Source organism: Rhizobium rosettiformans (assembly GCF_016806065.1).
Taxonomy (GTDB): Bacteria; Pseudomonadota; Alphaproteobacteria; order Rhizobiales; family Rhizobiaceae; genus Allorhizobium.
In genome coordinates this window covers 1,439,854-1,460,789 of the sequence record NZ_CP032405.1, presented here as the reverse complement: position 1 = coordinate 1,460,789, position 20,936 = coordinate 1,439,854, and the positions used below count along the sequence as shown (strand labels likewise).

The 20,936-nt window shown below is 62.0% G+C and carries 17 protein-coding genes; 9 read left to right on the top strand and 8 right to left on the bottom strand.

What is annotated here, in order from left to right; genetic code table 11:
- Positions 1 to 21 precede the first annotated feature (21 nt).
- The 8 genes from hutF to hutC all read left to right on the top strand — a co-directional run bounded on the left by hutF (position 22) and on the right by hutC (position 9,778).
- Entirely contained in the window at positions 22 to 1,395 is a 1,374-nt protein-coding gene (gene hutF / locus D4A92_RS06875) for a formimidoylglutamate deiminase (RefSeq protein WP_203018928.1), read from the top strand.
- A 43-nt stretch (positions 1,396 to 1,438) separates the two neighbouring features.
- Positions 1,439 to 2,947, top strand: a complete 1,509-nt coding sequence (locus D4A92_RS06870; protein ID WP_203018927.1) for an HAL/PAL/TAL family ammonia-lyase — start codon at positions 1,439 to 1,441, stop codon at positions 2,945 to 2,947.
- Positions 2,944 to 4,164 (top strand): imidazolonepropionase, encoded by a 1,221-nt coding sequence (hutI, locus tag D4A92_RS06865; protein ID WP_203018926.1) that lies wholly within the window; start codon positions 2,944 to 2,946, stop codon positions 4,162 to 4,164. Before D4A92_RS06870 ends, hutI begins: the two co-directional genes overlap by 4 nt.
- A complete protein-coding gene (gene hutH, locus D4A92_RS06860; protein WP_203018925.1) occupies positions 4,161 to 5,696 on the top strand; it encodes a histidine ammonia-lyase in 1,536 nt (511 codons plus the stop codon). The genes hutI and hutH overlap by 4 nt, the downstream gene beginning before the upstream one ends.
- A 1-nt stretch (position 5,697) precedes the next feature.
- Entirely contained in the window at positions 5,698 to 6,618 is a 921-nt protein-coding gene (gene hutG, locus D4A92_RS06855; RefSeq protein ID WP_203018924.1) for an N-formylglutamate deformylase, read from the top strand.
- A 35-nt stretch (positions 6,619 to 6,653) separates the two neighbouring features.
- Positions 6,654 to 8,327: a urocanate hydratase gene (gene hutU, locus D4A92_RS06850; RefSeq protein WP_203018923.1), complete on the top strand. Its 1,674-nt coding sequence runs from the start codon at positions 6,654 to 6,656 to the stop codon at positions 8,325 to 8,327.
- 17 nt (positions 8,328 to 8,344) lie between these two features.
- Positions 8,345 to 8,974 (top strand): HutD/Ves family protein, encoded by a 630-nt coding sequence (locus D4A92_RS06845; RefSeq protein ID WP_203018921.1) that lies wholly within the window; start codon positions 8,345 to 8,347, stop codon positions 8,972 to 8,974.
- A gap of 66 nt (positions 8,975 to 9,040) precedes the next feature.
- Entirely contained in the window at positions 9,041 to 9,778 is a 738-nt protein-coding gene (gene hutC, locus D4A92_RS06840) for a histidine utilization repressor (RefSeq protein ID WP_203018920.1), read from the top strand.
- Between the two features lie 57 nt (positions 9,779 to 9,835).
- Here the strand turns inward: hutC and D4A92_RS06835 are convergent, their stop codons facing one another.
- From D4A92_RS06835 to D4A92_RS06825, 3 genes are read right to left on the bottom strand one after another with little or no spacing between them, the layout of a single operon-like run.
- On the bottom strand, positions 9,836 to 12,889 hold the full coding sequence (locus D4A92_RS06835; RefSeq protein ID WP_203018919.1) for an efflux RND transporter permease subunit: 3,054 nt from the start codon (positions 12,887 to 12,889) through the stop codon (positions 9,836 to 9,838).
- Entirely contained in the window at positions 12,886 to 13,971 is a 1,086-nt protein-coding gene (locus tag D4A92_RS06830) for an efflux RND transporter periplasmic adaptor subunit (RefSeq protein WP_203018918.1), read from the bottom strand. The genes D4A92_RS06835 and D4A92_RS06830 overlap by 4 nt, the downstream gene beginning before the upstream one ends.
- Positions 13,968 to 15,095, bottom strand: coding sequence for an efflux RND transporter periplasmic adaptor subunit (locus D4A92_RS06825; RefSeq protein WP_203018917.1), 1,128 nt, complete (start codon positions 15,093 to 15,095; stop codon positions 13,968 to 13,970). The genes D4A92_RS06830 and D4A92_RS06825 overlap by 4 nt, the downstream gene beginning before the upstream one ends.
- A 57-nt stretch (positions 15,096 to 15,152) precedes the next feature.
- Between D4A92_RS06825 and D4A92_RS06820 the strand changes: the two genes are divergently transcribed.
- Positions 15,153 to 15,893, top strand: coding sequence for a TetR/AcrR family transcriptional regulator (locus D4A92_RS06820; protein ID WP_281435262.1), 741 nt, complete (start codon positions 15,153 to 15,155; stop codon positions 15,891 to 15,893).
- 23 nt (positions 15,894 to 15,916) lie between these two features.
- Here D4A92_RS06820 and D4A92_RS06815 read toward each other — a convergent pair whose 3' ends face one another.
- Genes D4A92_RS06815 through cyoA form a run of 5 tightly spaced genes read right to left on the bottom strand, consistent with a single transcriptional unit; the run spans position 15,917 to position 20,881 of the window.
- Entirely contained in the window at positions 15,917 to 16,621 is a 705-nt protein-coding gene (locus D4A92_RS06815) for an SURF1 family protein (protein ID WP_203018915.1), read from the bottom strand.
- Positions 16,622 to 16,635: 14 nt separating this feature from the next.
- Positions 16,636 to 17,034: a cytochrome o ubiquinol oxidase subunit IV gene (cyoD, locus tag D4A92_RS06810; RefSeq protein ID WP_203018914.1), complete on the bottom strand. Its 399-nt coding sequence runs from the start codon at positions 17,032 to 17,034 to the stop codon at positions 16,636 to 16,638.
- Complete coding sequence (cyoC, locus tag D4A92_RS06805) at positions 17,034 to 17,657, bottom strand: cytochrome o ubiquinol oxidase subunit III (protein ID WP_100220855.1); 624 nt, start codon at positions 17,655 to 17,657, stop codon at positions 17,034 to 17,036. Before cyoC ends, cyoD begins: the two co-directional genes overlap by 1 nt.
- Positions 17,658 to 17,659: 2 nt before the next feature.
- Positions 17,660 to 19,663, bottom strand: coding sequence for a cytochrome o ubiquinol oxidase subunit I (gene cyoB, locus D4A92_RS06800; RefSeq protein ID WP_203018913.1), 2,004 nt, complete (start codon positions 19,661 to 19,663; stop codon positions 17,660 to 17,662).
- A gap of 12 nt (positions 19,664 to 19,675) precedes the next feature.
- Positions 19,676 to 20,881, bottom strand: a complete 1,206-nt coding sequence (gene cyoA / locus D4A92_RS06795) for a ubiquinol oxidase subunit II (protein WP_203018911.1) — start codon at positions 20,879 to 20,881, stop codon at positions 19,676 to 19,678.
- Positions 20,882 to 20,936: the final 55 nt, after the last annotated feature.

Genomic DNA, 20,936 nt, shown 5'->3' with positions numbered 1-20,936 from the left:
ACAACTTGCGAAGGTTTCGAGATGAAAGCTCCTCAAACTCTGTTCTGTGAGCGCGTGCTTCTGCCCGAGGGCTGGGCGAGCAATGTGACAATCGGGATCGATCAGAGTGGCTCGATTGCCTCGATCGAATGCGGCAAGGTGCATGGTCCTGATCCAACCACGCTGGCTGGACCCGTCGTTCCGGCGCTGCAAAACCTGCATTCTCACGGCTTCCAGCGTGCAATGGCTGGCTTGGCCGAGATTGCCGGGTCAACTAACGACAGCTTCTGGACATGGCGTGACACCATGTATCGGCTGGTCGGGCAGATGTCGCCTGACGATGTCGAGGCTGTTACAACGAAGTTGTATAGTGAACTTCTGAAGGGCGGCTTCGGTCAGGTCGTGGAATTCCACTATTTCCACCATGCCTTGGCTGAGGTCGGCAGGTCCGATGGCTTCGAAATGTCTAGCCGTATCCTGCGGTCGGCAGAGACGGCCGGGATCGGTCTGACGCACCTGCCCGTCTTCTACGCTCATGCCGGCTTCGGTGGGCTCGCGCCCAATGAAGGACAGCGCCCTTTCATTCATAGCGTCGACAGTTTCCTGGCTCTCCTCGATCGACTGGCGCCGGCTTGTGCTGCTGCCGAGGTGCGCCTTGGTCTGGCAATCCATTCGCTGCGGGCGGCGACGCCAGACGAGATGCGCGCGGTGCTGTCATCTGAGCAGACCGGCGGACCGATCCACATCCACGTGGCCGAGCAGGAACGCGAGGTGGAGGACTGCCTTGCCTGGAGCGGCCGCCGACCGGTCAGCTATCTGCTCGATGAGTTCGCGGTCGACGAGCGCTGGTGCGCCATCCATGCGACGCATATGACGGCGGAGGAGACAGTCCGGCTGGCGAAATCCGGCGCGGTCGCGGGTCTCTGTCCGGCCACCGAAGCCAATCTCGGGGATGGTATCTTCCCGGCGACGGAATTCATGGCTCAGGGCGGGCGCTTCGGAATCGGCACGGATAGCCATGTCGCAACTTCCGTGGCGGAGGAACTGCGCGTGCTGGAATATGGCCAGCGGCTTCGTGACCGCCGCCGCAACCGGCTTGTGTCCGGTCCCGGAGGCTCTGTCGGCTGCACTCTGATCGACGCCAGCCTTGCCGGTGGCTCTCAGGCTGCGGGTCTCAGGACGAGCGGCATTCGCGTCGGCGCACGGGCCGATCTCGTCGTCCTCGACGGTGCCAACCCTTTCATCGCCGCTGCCAAGGACGACCAGATCCTCGACCGCTGGATCTTTGCACTTGGCAGTGAGGCCGTGCGCGACGTGATGGTTCGCGGAAACTTCGTGGTTCGGGAGGGTCGCCACCTGGCAGAGGAACGGATCGACAGCGACTTTGCCCGTGCGCTGAAGAGGATCCTGCAATGAGTTTAATTAGCCGGCAAATTGTTTTCATCAGATGGGATGCTTGATGGCGCAGACGATCACGCTCGATACGGTGCTGACATCCGATGAAATCGCTACCGTTGCCGAGGGAGCAAGGCTGGGTTTGAGCGAAACAGCGCGGCAGCGGATTCTCGATGCCCGCGCGATCGTCGAGGCCCTGGTCGACCAAGGCATCCGTGGTTATGGGATCAATACCGGTGTTGGCGCACTCTGCGACGTGGTCATCGATCGCGAGGAGCAGGCGTCGCTTTCTCGCAATCTGCTGTTCAGCCATTCCTGTGGTGTCGGTGAACCGCTCGGGCGAGTGGAGACCCGCGCGATCATGGCGGCCCAGATCGCCAATTTTGCCCATGGCTATTCGGGCATTCGGCTTGAGGTCGTCGAGACGCTCATTGCGCTTCTGAACAGCGATATGCTTCCGGTGATCCCGTCGAGAGGCTCGGTCGGTTACCTGACGCATGGCGCGGCGATCGGGCTTGTCGTCATCGGCGCTGGCGAATGCCGCCATGACGGCAAGCTGTTGTCGGGCGCCGAGGCGCTGGCAGCGCTCGGTCAGAAGCCGCTTGTGCTCCAGGCGAAGGAAGGTCTGAGCCTGATCAACGGTACACCCTGCGCCACCGGCCTTGCTTCGCTTGCCGTCACCAGGCTCGCGCATCTCGTCGACTGGGCGGATTCGGCAGCGGCGATGAGCTACGAGAACCTCGGCGCGCAAAGCGATCCATTTGCGGAAATGCCGCTTTCCCTGCGGGAGTCCGATGGCCTGCAGCAGGTCGGGCATAACTTGCGCCAACTGCTTGCCGGGAGCGCCCTTCTCGCCGAATCTGCCGGCAAGCGGACGCAGGATCCGCTCAGCCTCAGGGCCGTGCCGCATGTGCATGGCGCGGTGCGCGATGCGCTCGATGACGTGCGTGCGGTGGTGGATCGGGAGCTGGCGAGCGTCACCGACAACCCCGCCGTGAGCGGCTCGCCTCTCGACCCGAAAGTGCATTCGCAGGCGCATGCCGTGGGTGCAGCCCTTGGGCTCGCCATGGATCATCTGGCGACGGCCGCAGCCGAACTTGCCGCCATTTCCGAGCGGCGGATCGATAGGTTGGTCAACCCGCTGGTGAGCGGCCTGCCGGCCTTCCTCGCCTCGGGTAGCGGCGTCGAATCCGGCTTCATGATCATCCAGTACACTGCGGCAGCGCTGGTGGCGGAAAACCGCCGGCTCGCGATGCCCGCGAGCCTCGACGGTGGAATCACCTCAGGCCTGCAGGAAGACATCCTGACCCATGCGACGCCGGCTGCGGCCAAGGCGCTCGCCATACTCGACAATCTCGAGACGGTGCTTGCCATCGAACTGACCGCCGCTGCGCAGGCCCATGACCTGCAATCCTCCAATGCGGCCAAGGCTCCGATGACACAACGGATCTATGACCGGGTTCGTCACGCGGTGCCCTTCTACCGGGACGATCGGCCCCTGAACCGCGACATCCAGCAGATCCGAACACTCCTGAAGACGACGGCCGCCTGGCCCGAAAGCGAGGGCGCATGACGACTATACTCACCAATGCACGGCTCGCGTCCATGGCGCCTGACCGGCCAGGGCTTGGTGTGATCGAGAATGGCAGGGTGGTGATCGACGGCGGGCGGATCGTTGCCGTCGGAGAGGCGGACGAGATCGCGATCCCTGGTAGCGCCGAGGTGATCGACTGCGAAGGTCGCTGGGCGACGCCGGGCCTCATCGATTGCCATACGCATCTCGTGCATGCAGGCAATCGCGCGAAAGAGTTCGAGATGCGCCTTGCCGGCGCATCTTACGAGGAAATCGCACGGGCTGGCGGCGGCATCGTATCGTCGGTGCGCCAGGTACGCGAAGCGAGCGAGGCGGATCTTGTCGCGCAAACGCTTCCCCGGCTTGACGCGCTGATTGCCGAGGGGGTGACGACCGTCGAGGGTAAGTCCGGCTACGGGCTCACCGTCGAAGACGAGCTCAAGATGCTGCGCGCCGCCCGGCAGCTGGCCGAGAAGCGTCCGGTGGCCATTACCACGACCTATCTCGGGGCGCATGCGACGCCCGCCGACTACAAAGGACGCAATCGCGACTTCATCGAAGACGTCGTGCTGCCGGGATTGAAAGCCGCCCAGGCGCAAGGACTGGTCGATGCGGTGGACGGCTTTTGCGAAGGCATTGCCTTCTCGCCCGATGAGATGCGGCTTGTCTTCGATGCGGCAAGGTCTCTGGGCCTTCCGGTCAAACTGCATGCCGACCAGCTGTCGAATCTGCATGGAGCAGCGCTGGCAGCCGAATACCAGGCGCTTTCGGCCGACCATCTGGAATACATCGATGAAGACGGCGCTTCCGCGATGACCAAGGCCGGAACCGTCGCGGTGCTCTTGCCCGGCGCCTATTACTTCATCCGTGAGACGAAGAAGCCGCCGGTCGAGTTATTCCGCAAACACGGAACAGCGATCGCGCTTGCCACGGACTGCAATCCCGGCACCTCGCCGCTCACCTCCCTGCTGCTGACCATGAACATGGCGGCCACGCTGTTTCACATGACGGTCGAGGAATGCCTTCTCGGCGTGACCCGCAACGCCGCCCACGCGCTCGGGCGTCTCGATACGGTCGGCACCATCGAGGTCGGCAAGCAGGCCGACCTTGCCATCTGGTCGATCGAGAGCCCGGCGGAACTCGTCTACCGCATCGGTTTCAATCCGCTGCATCAGCGCATCTGGAACGGCCACATCACCAAAGGAATTCTGTCGTGACCATTACGCTTCACCCCGGCCGCGTCTCTCTCGCCGAACTCGCGCAGATCTACTGGAGCGGCGAAAGCGCCGTACTAGACCGCAGCTTCGATGCCGGCATCGAGAAAGCGGCCGCACGGATTGCCGAAATCGCCGCTGGCAATGAGCCGGTCTACGGCATTAATACCGGCTTCGGCAAACTCGCCTCAATCAAGATCGATGCGGCCGACACCGAGACCCTGCAGCGCAATCTGATCCTGTCGCATTGCTGCGGCGTGGGCCAGCCTCTTGGCGCCAACATCGTGCGGCTGATCATGGCGCTCAAGCTGATCTCGCTCGGTCGCGGCGCATCCGGTGTCCGCCTCGAACTGGTGCGCCTGATCGAGGGCATGCTGGAGAAAGGCGTTACCCCGCTCATTCCTGAGAAAGGCTCCGTCGGCGCCTCCGGTGATCTGGCACCGCTTGCGCATATGGCAGCGGTGATGATGGGCGAGGCGGAAGCCTTCTTTGAGGGCGAACGGCTTTCCGGCGCCGAGGCGCTGAAGCGCGCGGGGCTGACGCCCGTCGTGCTCGCGGCCAAGGAAGGTCTGGCGCTGATCAACGGCACGCAGGCCTCGACGGCACTGGCGCTGGCCGGCCTGTTCCGCGCCCATCGGGCCGCACAGGCCGCGCTGATTACCGGCGCGCTCTCGACTGACGCTGCGATGGGCTCGTCGGCGCCCTTCACCGCTGACATTCATACACTGCGTGGCCACAAGGGGCAGATCGATACGGCAGCGGCCCTGCGTGGCCTGCTTTCCGGCTCCGTCATCCGGGAAAGCCATCTGGAAGGCGACGAGCGGGTGCAGGACCCCTATTGCATCCGCTGCCAGCCGCAGGTCGATGGCGCCTGTCTCGATCTCCTGCGCATGACCGGCCGCACACTCGAAATCGAGGCGAATGCTGTTACCGATAATCCGCTCGTGCTTTCCGACATGAGCGTCGTCTCGGGCGGCAACTTCCATGCAGAGCCCGTCGCTTTCGCCGCCGACCAGATCGCGATCGCTGTCTGCGAGATCGGCGCGATCGCACAACGGCGGATCGCGCTCTTGGTCGATCCGGCCCTGTCCTACGGGCTGCCGGCCTTCCTCGCCAAGAAGCCCGGCCTCAACTCCGGCCTGATGATTGCCGAGGTGACCTCTGCTGCCTTGATGAGCGAAAACAAGCAGATGGCGCATCCGGCCTCGGTCGATTCCACACCTACCTCAGCCAATCAGGAAGACCATGTTTCCATGGCCTGCCATGGCGCACGGCGCCTGCTGCAGATGACCGATAACCTCTTCTCGATCATCGGCATCGAGGCGCTGACGGCCGCCCAGGGCGTCGAATTCCGCAGTCCGCTGACGACGAGCCCGGAACTGCGACGAGTGATCTCCACCTTGCGTGCCCATGTCGCCACACTGGAAGAGGACCGCTACATGGCGCCAGATCTCGAGGCTGCCGGTCGCCTGGTGGCGGATGGGACGCTGGTTTCGGCCGTGTCTGCCGGGTTGTTGCCGGGTCTGGAGGGGTGAGATGGCCGTCTTCGAAGTCAAGCAAGGCACATCGCCCGTCATCCTTGCCTTCCCACATACGGGCACGGACGTGCCGCCTGCGATCCGGGATCGGCTCAACGACAATGGCAAGCTGCTGGCCGATACCGACTGGCATATCCATGAGCTCTATGCCGGGTTGTTGCCGGATGCGACGACGGTCAGGGCGACCTTCCATCGCTACGTGATCGATGCGAACCGCGATCCTGATGGCGTGAGCCTCTATCCGGGGCAGAACACCACCGGCCTCGTTCCGGAAACGGATTTCGACGGTGTCGCCATCTGGAAGAGCGGCGAGGAGCCGACCGACGACGATATCGCCGAGCGGCTGGCAGGCTTCCATCAGCCCTATCATGCGGCGCTCAAGGTCGAGATCGAACGCGTGAAGGCGATGCATGGCGTGGCGGTGCTCTATGACTGCCATTCGATACGTTCACGCATCCCCTACCTGTTCGAAGGACCTCTTCCGGATTTCAACATCGGCACCGACATGGGCCGCACCTGCGATGCCCGGATCGAGAGAACCGCCGCCGAGATCGCCGGTCTGGCCGAGGGCTACAGGTCTGTGGTCAATGGCCGCTTCAAGGGCGGCTGGACGACGCGGCATTACGGGCAGCCGGATACCGGCGTGCACGCCATTCAGATGGAACTGGCGCAGATCACGCATCTGGCCACCGAAGCACCACCCTTCGCCTATGACGTCGGGAAGGCCGAGGCGCTGAGACATCATCTCAAGATCATTCTGACATCAATCGAAGCCATCGCGCTCGAGTTGCCAAACATGCAACCCCTCATCCGCCTGCCGGCACCTTCTCCCCGTAAACGGGGAGAAGGCAGCGCGCCGCAGCCTCGCTTTTCCCTCTCCCCGCCTGCGGGGAGAGGGTCAGGTGAGGGGCCATTCTGAAAAATCGATGAGACGTTCCACAAGGAAACAGGACCATGAGCAATCCTAGACACAATATCCGCGACGTCCGCGCCGCCATCGGAACCGAACTATCGGCCAAGAGCTGGATGACGGAAGCGCCGCTGCGCATGTTGATGAACAATCTCGACCCTGATGTCGCCGAGCGACCGCACGAGCTGGTCGTTTATGGCGGCATCGGCCGGGCGGCGCGCACTTGGGACGATTTCGATCGGATCGTCGAGACGTTGAAGACGCTCACCGAGGAGGAGACGCTGATCGTACAGTCGGGCAAGCCCGTCGGCGTGTTCCGCACCCACAAGGATGCGCCGCGTGTGCTGATCGCCAATTCCAACCTCGTGCCGCACTGGGCGACCTGGGACCATTTCAACGAGCTGGATAAGAAGGGGCTGGCCATGTACGGCCAGATGACCGCCGGTTCGTGGATCTATATCGGCACCCAGGGCATCGTGCAGGGCACCTATGAGACCTTCGTGGAAGCCGGGCGCCAGCACTATAACGGCAATCTCAAGGGCAAGTGGATCCTGACCGGTGGCCTCGGCGGCATGGGTGGCGCCCAGCCGCTGGCGGCCGTCATGGCCGGCGCCTGCTGCCTTGCTGTCGAATGCGATGAGACCCGCATCGATTTCCGCCTGCGCACCCGTTACGTCGATGCCAAGGCGCATAGGCTGGACGAGGCGCTCGCGCTGATCGACCAGTGGACCAAGGCAGGTGAAGCGAAATCCGTCGGCCTCGTCGGCAATGCCGCCGAGATCTTCCCGGAACTGGTGCGTCGTGGCGTACGCCCCGACATCGTCACCGACCAGACCTCGGCCCATGATCCCATCCACGGCTATCTGCCACTCGGCTGGACGGTTGCCGAATGGCGGGCGAAACAGGAGAGCGATCCGAAGGCGGTAGAAGTCGCTGCCCGGGCCTCGATGAAGACCCATGTGCAGGCGATGGTCGACTTCTGGAACAGGGGTATTCCGACGCTCGACTATGGCAACAACATCCGCCAGGTCGCCAAGGAGGAAGGCTTCGAGAATGCCTTCGCCTTCCCGGGCTTCGTGCCGGCCTATATCCGTCCACTGTTCTGCCGTGGCATCGGCCCGTTCCGCTGGGCAGCCCTTTCGGGTGATCCGGAGGATATCTACAAGACCGATGCCAAGGTGAAGGAGCTGCTGCCCGACAACAAACATCTGCACAACTGGCTGGACATGGCGCGTGAACGCATCTCCTTCCAGGGCCTGCCGGCGCGCATCTGCTGGGTCGGTCTCGGCGATCGCCACAAGCTGGGCCTTGCCTTCAACGAGATGGTGCGCAGTGGCGAGCTCAAGGCTCCCGTCGTCATCGGTCGCGATCATCTCGATTCGGGTTCGGTCTCTTCGCCGAACCGCGAGACGGAAGCGATGAAGGACGGTTCCGACGCCGTGTCCGACTGGCCGCTTCTGAACGCGCTGCTCAACTGCGCCTCGGGTGCGACCTGGGTCTCGCTGCATCACGGCGGTGGCGTGGGCATGGGCTTTTCCCAGCATTCCGGCATGGTCATCTGCGCCGACGGAACCGACGATGCTGCACGCCGACTGGAGCGGGTTCTGTGGAACGATCCGGCGACCGGCGTCATGCGCCACGCCGATGCGGGCTATGACATCGCGCTCGATTGCGCCAAGGAAAAGGGCCTTCGTCTGCCCGGCATCCTCGGCAACTGAGGGGACACGACACGCCCATGTCCATCCGCATCCAGCGCTTTGACGAGCACCTGAAGATGCCCTGGAAAAACGGGCTGGGGATCACCCGCGAGGTGATCTCCCGGCCGGCTTCGGATGGATCCGGCGGGTTCGACTGGCGAATCAGCCTGGCAACCGTCGGGACCTCCGGTCCGTTCTCGGTCTTTGCTGGAATCGACAGGACGATAGCTGTTCTGCAAGGCGACGGCATGCAGTTGACGGTCGATGGGAGGCGGGAGCCGCCGCTTTTAGTGGCCTCGCCTCCCTTTGCCTTTTCCGGCGATGCAGAGGTTCAGGCGGATTGTCTTGGCGGTGAAACGCTCGATCTCAATGTCATGAGCCGTCGCGGGATCTTCGTCCATCACATGACGAAGATCGCCGTGTCAGCCGTACAAACGCTCTCGATGTCCGATGACACTCTCGCGATCGTGTTTCGCGGCGATGCTGTGGTTAAGATCGATAGCCTACGATCGGATGTCAGGCTCGGTGATGTGCTGATATGCGGACAGATGCCGCTGGAGCTCGCCGTCGAGCCTCTTGGGGCTGATTGTTGCCTTTACGTCATCGAGGTGTCTGCTGTGGCCGATGAGGGATCGAGTTGCGAACCAGTTGCCTCGACAAGGCCTTAGCCGATAAGGGATTGAACGCCGCGCCGCGACATTACATTCGCATCGCCACCAGCAGGATCGACCAGCATGTCCGATGATCAACCAGGCTTTGCGCTTCCCGAGGAAGGTCAGGATACGCCGCTCTACGAGCAGATGAAGGCCGAGATCAAGGCGCGGATCGAGCGCGGCGAATGGCCGATCAATTTTCGCATTCCCTCTGAAAACGAGTTGGTCGAGATGCTGGGGGTCAGCCGGATGACCGCGCATCGGGCGCTTCGCGAACTCGCCAGCGAAGGCGTCATCGTGCGGGTCCAGGGGCGAGGCTCCTTCGTTGCACCGAAGAAGCGCCGGGCCAATGTCAGCGATGTGCGCAATATCGCCGAGGAAATTGCAGAGCGCGGCGGCCAGCATTCGGTCGAGATCGTGCTGATGCAGGCGGAAGTCTGCGATCACGATCTGGCGGACAGGCTGGAAGTGGCCGCCGGCACATCAGCCTTTCATTCGGTCATCGTGCACAAGGAAGACGACCTGCCGATCCAGCTCGAGGATCGCTTCGTCCATGCGGAGCTTGCGCCCGCCTATCTCGACCAGGATTTCCGGACGATCACGCCGAACGCCTATCTGAGCGGTATCGCGCCGATCTCGCGCGCCGAGCAGTTCGTCGAGGCGGTCTTGCCGCTGCCGTGGGAATGCCGGCTGCTGGCCATCGCACGGTCCGAACCCTGTCTACTCGTGCGGCGTCGGACCTGGTCCGGCGACCGGCTGGTGACATCCGTTCGGCTTCTTTACCCAGGCAGCCGCTACAGTCTCGAAAGTTCTTATTGAGCCAAGAAGAAAACCGGCCGCAAGCTTTGTCGCGGCCGGTCAAGTTCGTCCAGTCGGTCAGGCCGTGACAGAAGGCTCCTTGATCCGGAACCAGATCAGATAGAGCGCCGGCAGGAAAAGCAGCGTCAGCACCGTACCGACGATGATGCCGCCCATCATCGCGAAAGCCATTGGCCCCCAGAAGATCTCAGAGGCGATGGGGATGAGCGCGAGACTGGCTGCGGCCGCCGTCAGCATGATTGGCCGCATGCGGTGCTCGGTGGCCTCGCGGACCGCATCCCAGGCATGGCGGCCGTTCCGTTGCAGCGTATCGATCTCGACCACGAGGATGACCGAGTTTCGGATGAGGATACCGATCAGGGCCAAGACGCCGAGAATGGCAACGAAGCCGAGAGGCGCCCCGCTGGGCAGAAGGGCTGCGACAACACCGATCAGTCCAAGCGGAGCCACGATCACAACCATGAACAGCCGCTGGAAGCTTTGCAGCTGGAACATCAGGATCGTGGTCATGGTCAGAAGCATCAGCGGAACGACGGCCGCAATCGGTGCCTGGCTCTTGGCACTGCTTTCGACCGAACCGCCGACCGCAACATGATAACCTGCGGGAAGATCGGCGGCATAGGTTTCGACCTTGTCCTTCAAGGCAGCATCGATAGTGGCCGGCTGCGTGGCATCGGTGATGGCAGCTTTCAGCGTGATCGTCGGACTGCGATCACGACGCCAGATTACGGGCTGCTCCATGCCATAGGAGAAGCTGGCGATGGAGGCGAGCGGTACGGACTGGCCGTCACCGCCGGGCAGCTGCAGATTGCGAAGTGTTTCGACGGACTGGCGTTCGTCGCCCGGCGCACGGCCAACAACATTGATCAGATAGATGCTGTCGCGCAGCTGCGTCATGGTCGATCCGCCGGCCATATTGTTGAGTGCTGTTGCTATATCGCTCGAGCTCACGCCGAGAAGCCGGGCCTTGTCCTGAAGCACATCGACCTTGACGGTGCGAGCCGGCTCCATCCAGTCGAAGACGATGCGACCGAGACGCGGCTCCGTGCCGATGACGGCTGCCAATCCGGTTGCGTATTCACGCACCTTTTCCGGATCCGGGCCGCTGACGCGGTACTGGATCGGCCGGCCGACCGGCGGTCCGAGCTCCATTTCCTTGACCAGAATGTCCGTGCCCGGATAGCCATCCGCGGCAACCGCCATCAGTTTTTCCTTGAGAGCCTCCCGGGCTTCGATGCTCTTGGTGACGATGACCATCTGGCCGAAGTAGGGGGCCGACGGCTGCACGTCGAATGAGAGAACGAAGCGCTTGGCGCCTTGCCCGACATAGGATGTCCAGTGTTCGATGCTGTCGTCATTGGCGAGGTAGGCGGCCTCAAACTCATCCATGTCGGCCTTGGTCTGGGCCAGCGTGGAGTTCTGCCGCCCGGTCCAGTCGACGATCAATTCTGGACGGTCCGATGCCGGGAAGAACTGCTGCTGGACGAAGCCCATGCCATAGACGGAGAGGAGGAAGACGCCGAATGTGGCGGCGACTGTCATCTTCGGCCAATGCATGCAAGCCGCCAGAATGCGCGAGAACATCTGGGCGACCCTGCCCTTCTGCTCATGATGCCGCTCCATCTTTGCCGGAAGGATCAGCACCCCGAGAACCGGCGCGAAGAGAACGGCGACGATCCAGGAAACGATGAGGGCAACGGCAATGACGACGAAGAGCGAGAAGGTGAACTCGCCCGCGGCGCTGTCGTTCAGACCGACGGGAATGAAACTCGCGACGGTGACCAGGGTGCCGGTCAGCATCGGAAATGCCGTCGAGGTCCAAACCGCTATCGCTGCCTTGGACAGGGGTTCGCCCTGTTCGAGCTTGGACACCATCATCTCGATGGCGATCATGGCATCGTCGACCAGCAAGCCGAGCGCGATGATCAATGCACCGAGCGAAATGCGCTGGAGGGAGATGCCCAGATACTCCATGGCGACGAAGGTGATGGCGAGGACCAGCGGGATCGACAGAGCGACCACGAGCCCGGCTCTGGCGCCGAGACTTATGAAGCTAACGACGAGAACGATGGCGATTGCCTCGAAGAGGGCCTTGGTGAAACCGCCGACGGCCTCGTCGACGACAACGGCCTGATCAGCCACATGATGAATGCCAATACCGATGGGCAGGCTGGCGGTCACCTTTTCCATCTTCTCGGACAAGGCTTCGCCGAATTCGAGCAGGTTGGAGCCCGGCTTCATGCCGATCGCAAGACCGATCGCCGGCTCGCCATTGACCCGGAACAGCGCCTGCTGCGGGTCGACATAGCCGCGCGTGATGGTCGCGACATCGCTCAGTCGGAAGAAGCGGTCGTTGACGCGAAGGTTGACCTTTCTAAGGTCGTCTTCCGTGGAGAACTGACCTGAGACGCGCATGCTGATGCTCTCGGACGCGGTGCGCAGAGTGCCTGATGCGACGACGGCGTTCTGGTTCTGCAGTGTCTCGACGATCTGTTGCTGGGTGATGCCAAGCGCGGCCATACGCCGGGTGGAGAACTCCAGATAGATCACCTCGTCCTGAGCGCCGATGAGATCGACCTTCCCGACATTGGGAACGGCAAGGATCTCGGTTCGTGCCGCTTCCAGATAGTCCCGTAGCTGTCGCTGTGTCAGTCCGTCTGCCGTGAAGGCATAGATATTGCCATAGACATCCCCGAAGCTGTCGATGAAGAAGGGACCGACCACACCCTGAGGAAGGTTTGGAACGATGTCGTTGATCATGTTCCGGACCTTGACCCAGGTCGGGTTGACGTCGGCTGCCTTCGTGTTCTCGAGAAGGTTGACGTAGATCGTCGCCTGTCCCGGGGCATTGATACTCTTGGTGTAGTCGAGGGATTCGAGTTCCTGCAGTTTCTTCTCGATCCGATCGGTGACCTGGCTGGTCATTTCATCGACCGATGCCCCCGGCCATTGGGCCTGGATCAGCATCGTCTTGATCGTGAATTCCGGATCTTCTTCCCGTCCGAGATTGAAATAGGCCATGACCCCCGCGACAGTGGCAAGGATCATGAAGTACCAGACGAGCGACTTGTGACGCAGTGCCCATTCGGAAAGATTGAATTTGCTGTTCATCGGGCGATCTCGTCGGTGAAGGAAACGATCTGGTTTTCGGTGAGGGAGTTCACGCCGGCGCTGACCACGCGCTCTCCGGCCTGCAATCCCGAAACAATGTCATAGCCGCCGCCCTGGGCCTTTTCGGCTTCGACAGGCCGACGCTCCACGGCACCGCTGGCGGGGTCGATGACCCAGACAAATGCGCCGCCTGACTGATCGGCACCTATAGCCGTTTCAGGCAGCCAGATGGCGGTGGCGACGGCTGCGATTGGTCTCGCGACCACGGTGCTGCCCAAGCGAAAGGCCTTGTCCGGGGCGGACAGAGCAAGCTTGGTTCGCCGCGTCCGGGTTGCGCCATCAGCCTCGGGTGCGACTTCCCGCACGCGACCTTGTGCCTTGATCTGCGGATTCGACAGGAGGGTGACCTCGTATTCCGTATCGGGCAGTTGAAGCGCCTTCAGCGTGTCGGGCACATCGATGACCGCATCGAGGGCCTCCAGCCGGGCGATCGTTACGGCCGATTGACCGGCTGCAACGACCTGTCCGACTTCCGCGCTCACGGCCGAAACGACACCGTCGGTTTGCGCGACGACAGTGGCATAGGTTGTCTGCTCGCGCGCCTTGGTCAGATCGGCTTCCTTTTGTTTGACCGTTGCCTCAGCGGCTTCCGCCGTCTGCTCGGCCTCTTCCAGTCGCTCCCGCGTGGTCGCCTGGGTTCTCAGAAGCGTCGCCTGGCGGCTGGCATTCACCTGCGCCAGATCGAATTTGGCCTTTGCGGATGCGAGATCTGCCTCGGCCTGACGGACTGCGAGTTGAAGGCTTGTCGTGTCGAGCGTCATCAGAACATCGCCGGCACGAACGACATCGCCGACATCCACCATGCGCGCAGTGACCCGACCGAGCAGACGAAAGCCGATGTCGACATTCAGCTTGGCCTCGACAGTCCCGGTGAAGGTCGATCCGGGCTCGCTCTCGCGCGGACCTGCGATGATCGAGAGAGCCGGGCGCACCTGGGGCGCGGCCGGTTCTTCGGCCTCGCTGCAGGCACTCAACGCGACGACGGCAAGGCACAGAAATGCAAATGCTTTCAATTGCTTCATTGCGCGTCTCCCGGAACCGCACGCACCTTTTGTTTCGGGTAGAGAAACTGCGTTCCATCGACGACGAGCTGATCACCGGGTTCAAGCCCGTTGGCGACGATGATCCGGTCGGCGTCGTAGCGCAGCACCTCGATTTGACGGGTCTCGACGGTTTCTGTCGCCGGATCGACGACGAAGACTGCGGGCTTTCCATTGTCACTGGTCAACGACTGCGACGGAATGGATATCCGCCCCACTTCGGAGAGCTTCGCATAGGCCACAATTGCCGAACCCAGCGTGATCTCCGGCGGCGGATCGGTGATCGACAGCTTCAGGCGCACGGTGCCGAGCTTGCGATCCACCGAGGGGCTGATCTCCTGAATGCGCGCGACTGCGCGAATATCCGGCCGATCGACAAGAGCCACTTCCACCGATTCAGGCTGGGCATCCCTGGTCAAGGCACTTTCATCCACGTTGAAGACCGCATCGAGTTCACCATCATGGGCGAGCTCGAATGCGGCCGAGGAAGGCTGCACGACTTCGCCCGGTTCGATGCTCACGGCCGTGATAAGACCATCGGCATCGGCTTTCAGCTCCGTCTGAGCCAGGCTCTCCTGAACGCTTGCGAGATTGGCCTGAGCCGCATCGAGATCATTGACGGCCGAATCATATTGCTGGATCGCCTCGTCCAGCTGCTGCTGCGGCAGAGCACCTGTCTGGGTCAGGGTACGGCGGCGGTTGAGATAGGATTCGGCGGTGCGCAAAGTGGCTTGGCGGGCCCGTATGGCCGCTTCTGCCGCCGTCAGATCCGCCTTCTGTTCCGTCGGATCAAGGCTGGCAAGCACCTGGCCAACCTTTACCCGATCACCGACTTCGACATCACGGGCAATGACGCGACCGCTGACCTTGAAGGACAGGACACTTTCCACCCGGGGCTTCACCTCTCCGGTACCGGAAACGGTAACAACATCGGACACGGCGGCCGCGGTTGCGACCCTCACCGTCGGCACATAGCCGGCCTTCTCCGACACATCGTCGCTGCAAGAGGCGAGCAGGAGGGGCAAAACTGCCGCGACCAGCAAGGGAAATTTTGTTGACGTCGGGGGCAACCGACCCATCTGGCGCGTTACCAACGGGGTGGGCATCGCAAGCTCCTGAAAACGAGGGAAGAATTATTCATCGTCTGTTGAATATATGCCGGAATGCGGCTAGGCTTGTCAAGCGAACGAATTGAGGGTGGTGTGAAACAGATTAAGAACGTGACCGAACGGAAACGAGGGAGGCCTCGCCGGGGCGCAGAACAGAATGCCGAAGGCCTTCTGGATGCTGCCATGGAGACCTTTGCGGCAAATGGTTTCGAGCAGACATCACTGCGTGCGATCGCAACGACCGCAGGCGTGGACGTTGCGCTGATCTCCTATCGCTACGGATCGAAGATGGGCCTTTGGCAGGCGATCGTGACCGAAGTGGCGCGCGAAACCGTCGAGTTGCTCGAGTCCGCGATTGATCGGGCCCGTGAACGCCCGCAGGCAGAGCGTGTCGATTTCATCAGTTCCGAAGTCGTCGAAGTGATTTGGCGGCGCACGCATTTTTCGAGAATTCTGTTTTCGGAAATCATTCACAGCCGCGACGAGGAACGAAAGGACTTCATCGAAGAGGCTCTGGCGAAGCCATTTCTCGAAGTCCTCTATCCTTTCGTGCAGTCAAGCCTCGATGCATCGGGGCAGCAGCGCCCGTTCGACACCAAGCTGGGCATGATGGCGTCGATCGCGCTTGCAGGTCTCTTGAGCTCCACGCGCGAGTTCACCGGCCGCTTCGTGGAAGTGGCAAGACAGGACGATATTCTGCAAAACCAGGTGAAACAGCTCATCAAGAGCATGTGGACCGCACCCGCTGACACCGCGGTGCCAACGCCCCGGGCCGCCGGATCGAAAAGATCCTGACCAACCCGTCGCAAAGCGCGCTATTAGCGGTCTGGTGCGCCGGGTCTCGTGGCGCGGTAAAGCAGGTAGGCAAAGACGGCAGCCAGACCGAACCAGGTCATCGCATAGCCGAAGTGTTTGTTCGGGAAGGAGACGACGGTCAGTCCGCCGATCGGGAGGGCGTCGACGCGTGCGTCGGCATCGATGAAATAGGGCGCGACGTCACCGAGGCCGAGCGTACCGCCCATCGCAACAGTGTCGCGCGAGAACCAGCGACCATTGGCGGGATCATTGTCCCGCAAGAAGGCGCCGCCGGGCTGGGTGAGCCGCAAAAGCCCCGTCACTTCCTGCTCGCCGTTCGGCTGCGGACGGTCCGCCGGTGACCGGCGATCATCAGGAACGAAGCCTCTGTTGACGAAGAGCCGCCATCCTTCCCGCGTTTCAAATGGCGACATGACCCAGAAGCCCGACCCGCGGGCCGTCACGGCCTTGACGAGGATATCGTCGCCCGGAAGATAGCGGCCTTGCACCTCGACGCGGCGATATTCCGCGGTGTCGAAGGAGACGGCAGCCCAGTCAACCGGACCGGGCGCAGCGACCGGTGGAGCAAGAAGCCCCGCCTCGACGCGCTCGATGAGGGCCGTCTTCCACTGCAGACGCTGCAATTGCCAGACGCCCAGACCGAGGAGCAGGGCGACGGCGAGCGTGCCGAGCCCGATAATCCACCATGGTCGGCCCGCTCGCGTCATGTCGCCTCGCTGTTTCAGGAGCCGAAGCCCTGGAAGCTCTCGTGGTCCATTGACGGCATCATGTTGGTGTTCAGATTAAACATGACCCAGACGGAGCCAGCGATCATGATCACAACCACGATGATGGTGAAAATCATCGACAGCATGGTCCAGCCCTCGTCCGAACGCGTGTTCATGTGCAGGAAGTAGACCATGTGAACGAGGACCTGGACGACAGCGAAGCCGATTACCGTCACCGCCGTCAGAACGCGGCTGTCGAATCCGCCGCTCATCACGACCGCAAAGGGTATGATCGTCAGAATGGCGGCAAGAACGAAGCCCGTCAGGTAGGAACGATAGCTGCCATGGTCATGGCCAGTGCTGTCGTGGCTCTGTTCATTGTGGCCATGGGGCTTGATGGAGTGTTGTGACATCAGATCATCCCCAAAAGATAAACGAAGGTGAAGACGCCGATCCAGATGACGTCGAGGAAGTGCCAGAACATGCTCAAGCATTCCATGCGTCGGGTGTTCGCCGGGATCAGGCCCTTTTGATTGATCTGCACCATCAGCGTGACGAGCCAGATGCAGCCGAACAGCACGTGCAGGCCGTGGGTGCCGACCAGCGCGAAGAAGGCCGAGAGGAAGGCCGAACGCTGGGGACCGGCGCCGAGCTCGATCAGGTGATGGAACTCGTAGATCTCGAGCGCCAGGAAGGCGAGGCCAAGCAGCAGGGTGACGGCAAGCCAGATCTGCATGCGAGCCTGCCTGCCCTCGTACATGGCGAGCATGGCGAAGCCGAAGGTGATCGAGGAGACCAGCAGGAAGCCGGTGTTGATCGCAATCAGGTTCAGATCGAAGAGCGCCTTGGGCCCGGGACCGGCCGCATAGCTCTGGCCGACCACGGCAAAGACCGCAAAGAGGACTGCGAACATCAGGCAGTCGCTCATCAGGTAGATCCAGAAGCCGAGCCGGGTGGACCCGCCTTCCGGATGGTGATGCGGCTCGGTTTCCCAATAGACGGCGGGCGTATCGGTGTGGGTGACGGTACTCACGATCTTTACGCTCCTACGCTTGCCAGTTCGCGGTCACGCGCCTTTTCGACGCGCTCGACCTCGTCGACGGGGACGTAATAGTCCCGGTCGTAGTTGAAGGTATGGGCGATCGAGACGGCGATGATCGCGAGGAAGGCCAGGGCCGCCAGCCACCAGATGTACCAGACCAGCGCAAAGCCGCAGACCGTGGCGAGGCCTGAGATGATCACACCCGTGCCGGTGTAACGCGGCATGTGGATCGGCAGATAGGGTGCTTTCGGACGCTTCTGACCGACCTGCTTCATGTCATGCCAGGCGTCGAGATCGTGGACCACAGGCGTGAAGGCGAAGTTGTAGGCCGGCGGCGGGGAGGATGTCGCCCATTCCAGCGTGCGGCCATCCCAGGGGTCGCCGGTGACGTCCATGTTGTCCTTCCGGTTCCAGATCGACACCGCAATCTGGATGAAGAAGGCGGCGATGCCGACGGCGATCAGGAGCGCGCCGAGGGCAGCCAGAATGAACCAGATCCTGAGATCCGGATCATCGAAGACGCGCATGCGGCGGGTGACACCCATCAGGCCGAGCACATAGAGCGGCATGAAGGCGAGCCAGAAGCCGCTGACCCAGCTCCAGAAGGAGACCTTGCCCCAGAAGACATTGAGCTGGAAGCCAAAGGCCTTTGGCCACCAGTAGGCGATCGCGGCAAAGCAGCCGAAGAGCACGCCACCGATGATGACGTTGTGGAAGTGCGCCACCAGGAAGAGCGAGTTGTGCAGGACGAAGTCTGCCGGCGGGACGGCCAGGAGAACGCCGGTCATGCCACCAATGGTGAAGGTCAGCATGAAGGCGACCGTCCACATCATCGGCAATTCGAAGCGCACCCTCCCCTTGTACATGGTGAAGAGCCAGTTGAAGATCTTGGCTCCCGTGGGCACCGAGATGATCATGGTTGTGATGCCGAAGAAGGCGTTCACCGAGGCGCCGGAACCCATTGTGAAGAAGTGGTGCAGCCAGACGATGTAGCTCAGGATCGTGATGCAGACGGTCGCATAGACCATCGAGCTGTAGCCGAAGAGGCGCTTGCCCGAGAAGGTTGAGGTGATCTCCGAGAAGACACCGAAGAGCGGCAGGATGAGGATGTAGACTTCCGGGTGACCCCAGATCCAGATGAGGTTGATATACATCATCGGGTTGCCGCCGAGATCATTCGTGAAGAAGTTCGTTCCCACGTAGCGATCGAGCGTCAGGAGGATCAGGGTCATCGTCAGCACCGGGAAGGAGGCGACGATGAGGATGTTGGTGCAGAGTGCCGTCCAGGTGAAGACAGGCATGCGCATCAGGGTCATGCCCGGGGCGCGCATCTTGACGATGGTGACGAGCAGGTTGATGCCTGAGAGGGTCGTCCCGACGCCGGCGATCTGCAGGCCCCAGATATAATAATCGACCCCGACCCAGGGACTGTAGCCGATGCCCGACAGCGGCGGGAAGGCAAGCCAGCCGGTCTGCGCGAACTCACCGACGAAGAGCGAAGCCATGACAAGCACAGCACCGCCGACGGTCATCCAGAAGGAGAAGTTGTTGAGGAAGGGGAACGAGACGTCTCGCGCGCCGATCTGCAGCGGCACGACGTAGTTCATCAGACCCGTGACGAAGGGCATCGCCACGAAGAAGATCATGATCACGCCGTGGGCGGTGAAGATCTGGTCGTAGTGATGGGCGTTGAGGTAGCCCTCAGAGCCGTTGAAGGCGAGTACCTGCTGCAGTCGCATCATGATGGCGTCGGCGAAGCCGCGCACCAGCATCACCAAGGCCAGTATTATGTACATGATGCCGATCTTCTTGTGATCGACAGAGGTCAGCCATTCCCGCCAGAGGTAACCCCATAGGCGGTAATAGGTCAACGCGCCCACCGTTGCGGCGCCGCCGATGGCCACGACGACGAAGGTCGCGAGCACGATCGGGTCCGTCGGGATCGCACTCCAGTTGAGGCGACCGAGAAGAAGCGTGGTGGAATGGTCTATCGTAGCCATGCCAAATTCCTGTCAGAGTTGCGGCGCATTGCCGGATGCCTGCCGGACGAGCGTGAGAAAACGTTCGGCCTCACCGCCGAAAGGCGATACCGGCTGCGGCATGTTGTGTCCCATCAGGGGACCCGAAACGACGGGCTGGTCGTTGTAGGAAGCGGGCTTAGCGGCCAGCATCTGCTCCAGTTCTTCCGCCGAGCAGAAGCCTAGAACCTTGAAGGGTTCCCAGCCGAAGACCGGCTCGCGCGTGCCGCGACGTTCATGCTTGTCGTAGATCAGCGCGCTCATATTGACCGTTCCGGCGAGACCCGTTCCACCCTGGGCATCGAGCGCCATCATTTCGGCCATGCAGATCTTACCGTCTTCGACGCACATGTTGACCACGCGCGGAAAGAGCTGCGGATCGACACTGGCGAAGGTCACCGGCTTCACGTTTTCACTGGGGCGTTCGAGCTCGAGATACTTCGCCCGGTCCAGCTTGTCGGCGCCCGCACGGGCCTCTTCAACCCAAGCATCGAAGGCTGCGGCATCAGTTGCCCTCGCCTTGAAACGCATGCCGGAGAAGCCGGCGCCCGAGTAATGCGAGGCGAGGCCCTGGAAGGTGCCCTCCTGATTGAAGACGCCGTGCAGCGTCGTCTGCATGCCGGGCATTGCGTAGATCATGCCGGCCATGTGCGGGATGTAGAAGGCATTCATGACCGAAGAGGAGGTCAGCGAGAACCGGATCGGCCGATCGGTAGGAACCGGGAGCTCATTGACGGCCGCGACGCCATATTGCGGGTAGATGAAGAGCCATTTCCAATCGAGGGCCACGACTTGCACGTCGAGCGGCTCCTGCTGCGGATCAAGCGGCTGCTCTGCAGACACGCGCGCCAGTGGCCGATAGGGATCGAGAAGGTGGGTGCCGACCCAGGTCAGCGCACCGAGGCAGATGATGATCATCAGGGGGATTGCCCAGATGATCAGCTCGAGCTTGGTCGAGTGGGACCAGTTCGGCCTGTAGATCGCCTGACTGTTGGATGCACGGTAGTGCCAAGCGAACCAGCAGGTGAGCGCCATCACCGGAATGATTATGATCAGCATCAGAAGCGTAGAGATGACGAGCAGGTCACGCTGCTGGGCGGCGACGTCGCCGGTCGGAGCAAGGACTTCGGCCTTGCAGGCGGACAGGAAAAGGACCGCCACCACGGCGGCCAGTATTTTCGGGAGGCGAAGCTCTTGCATCTCTTACCCTGATACACTGACGGGTCACAGAGCAGGGATCCCCCCCGAACACCAC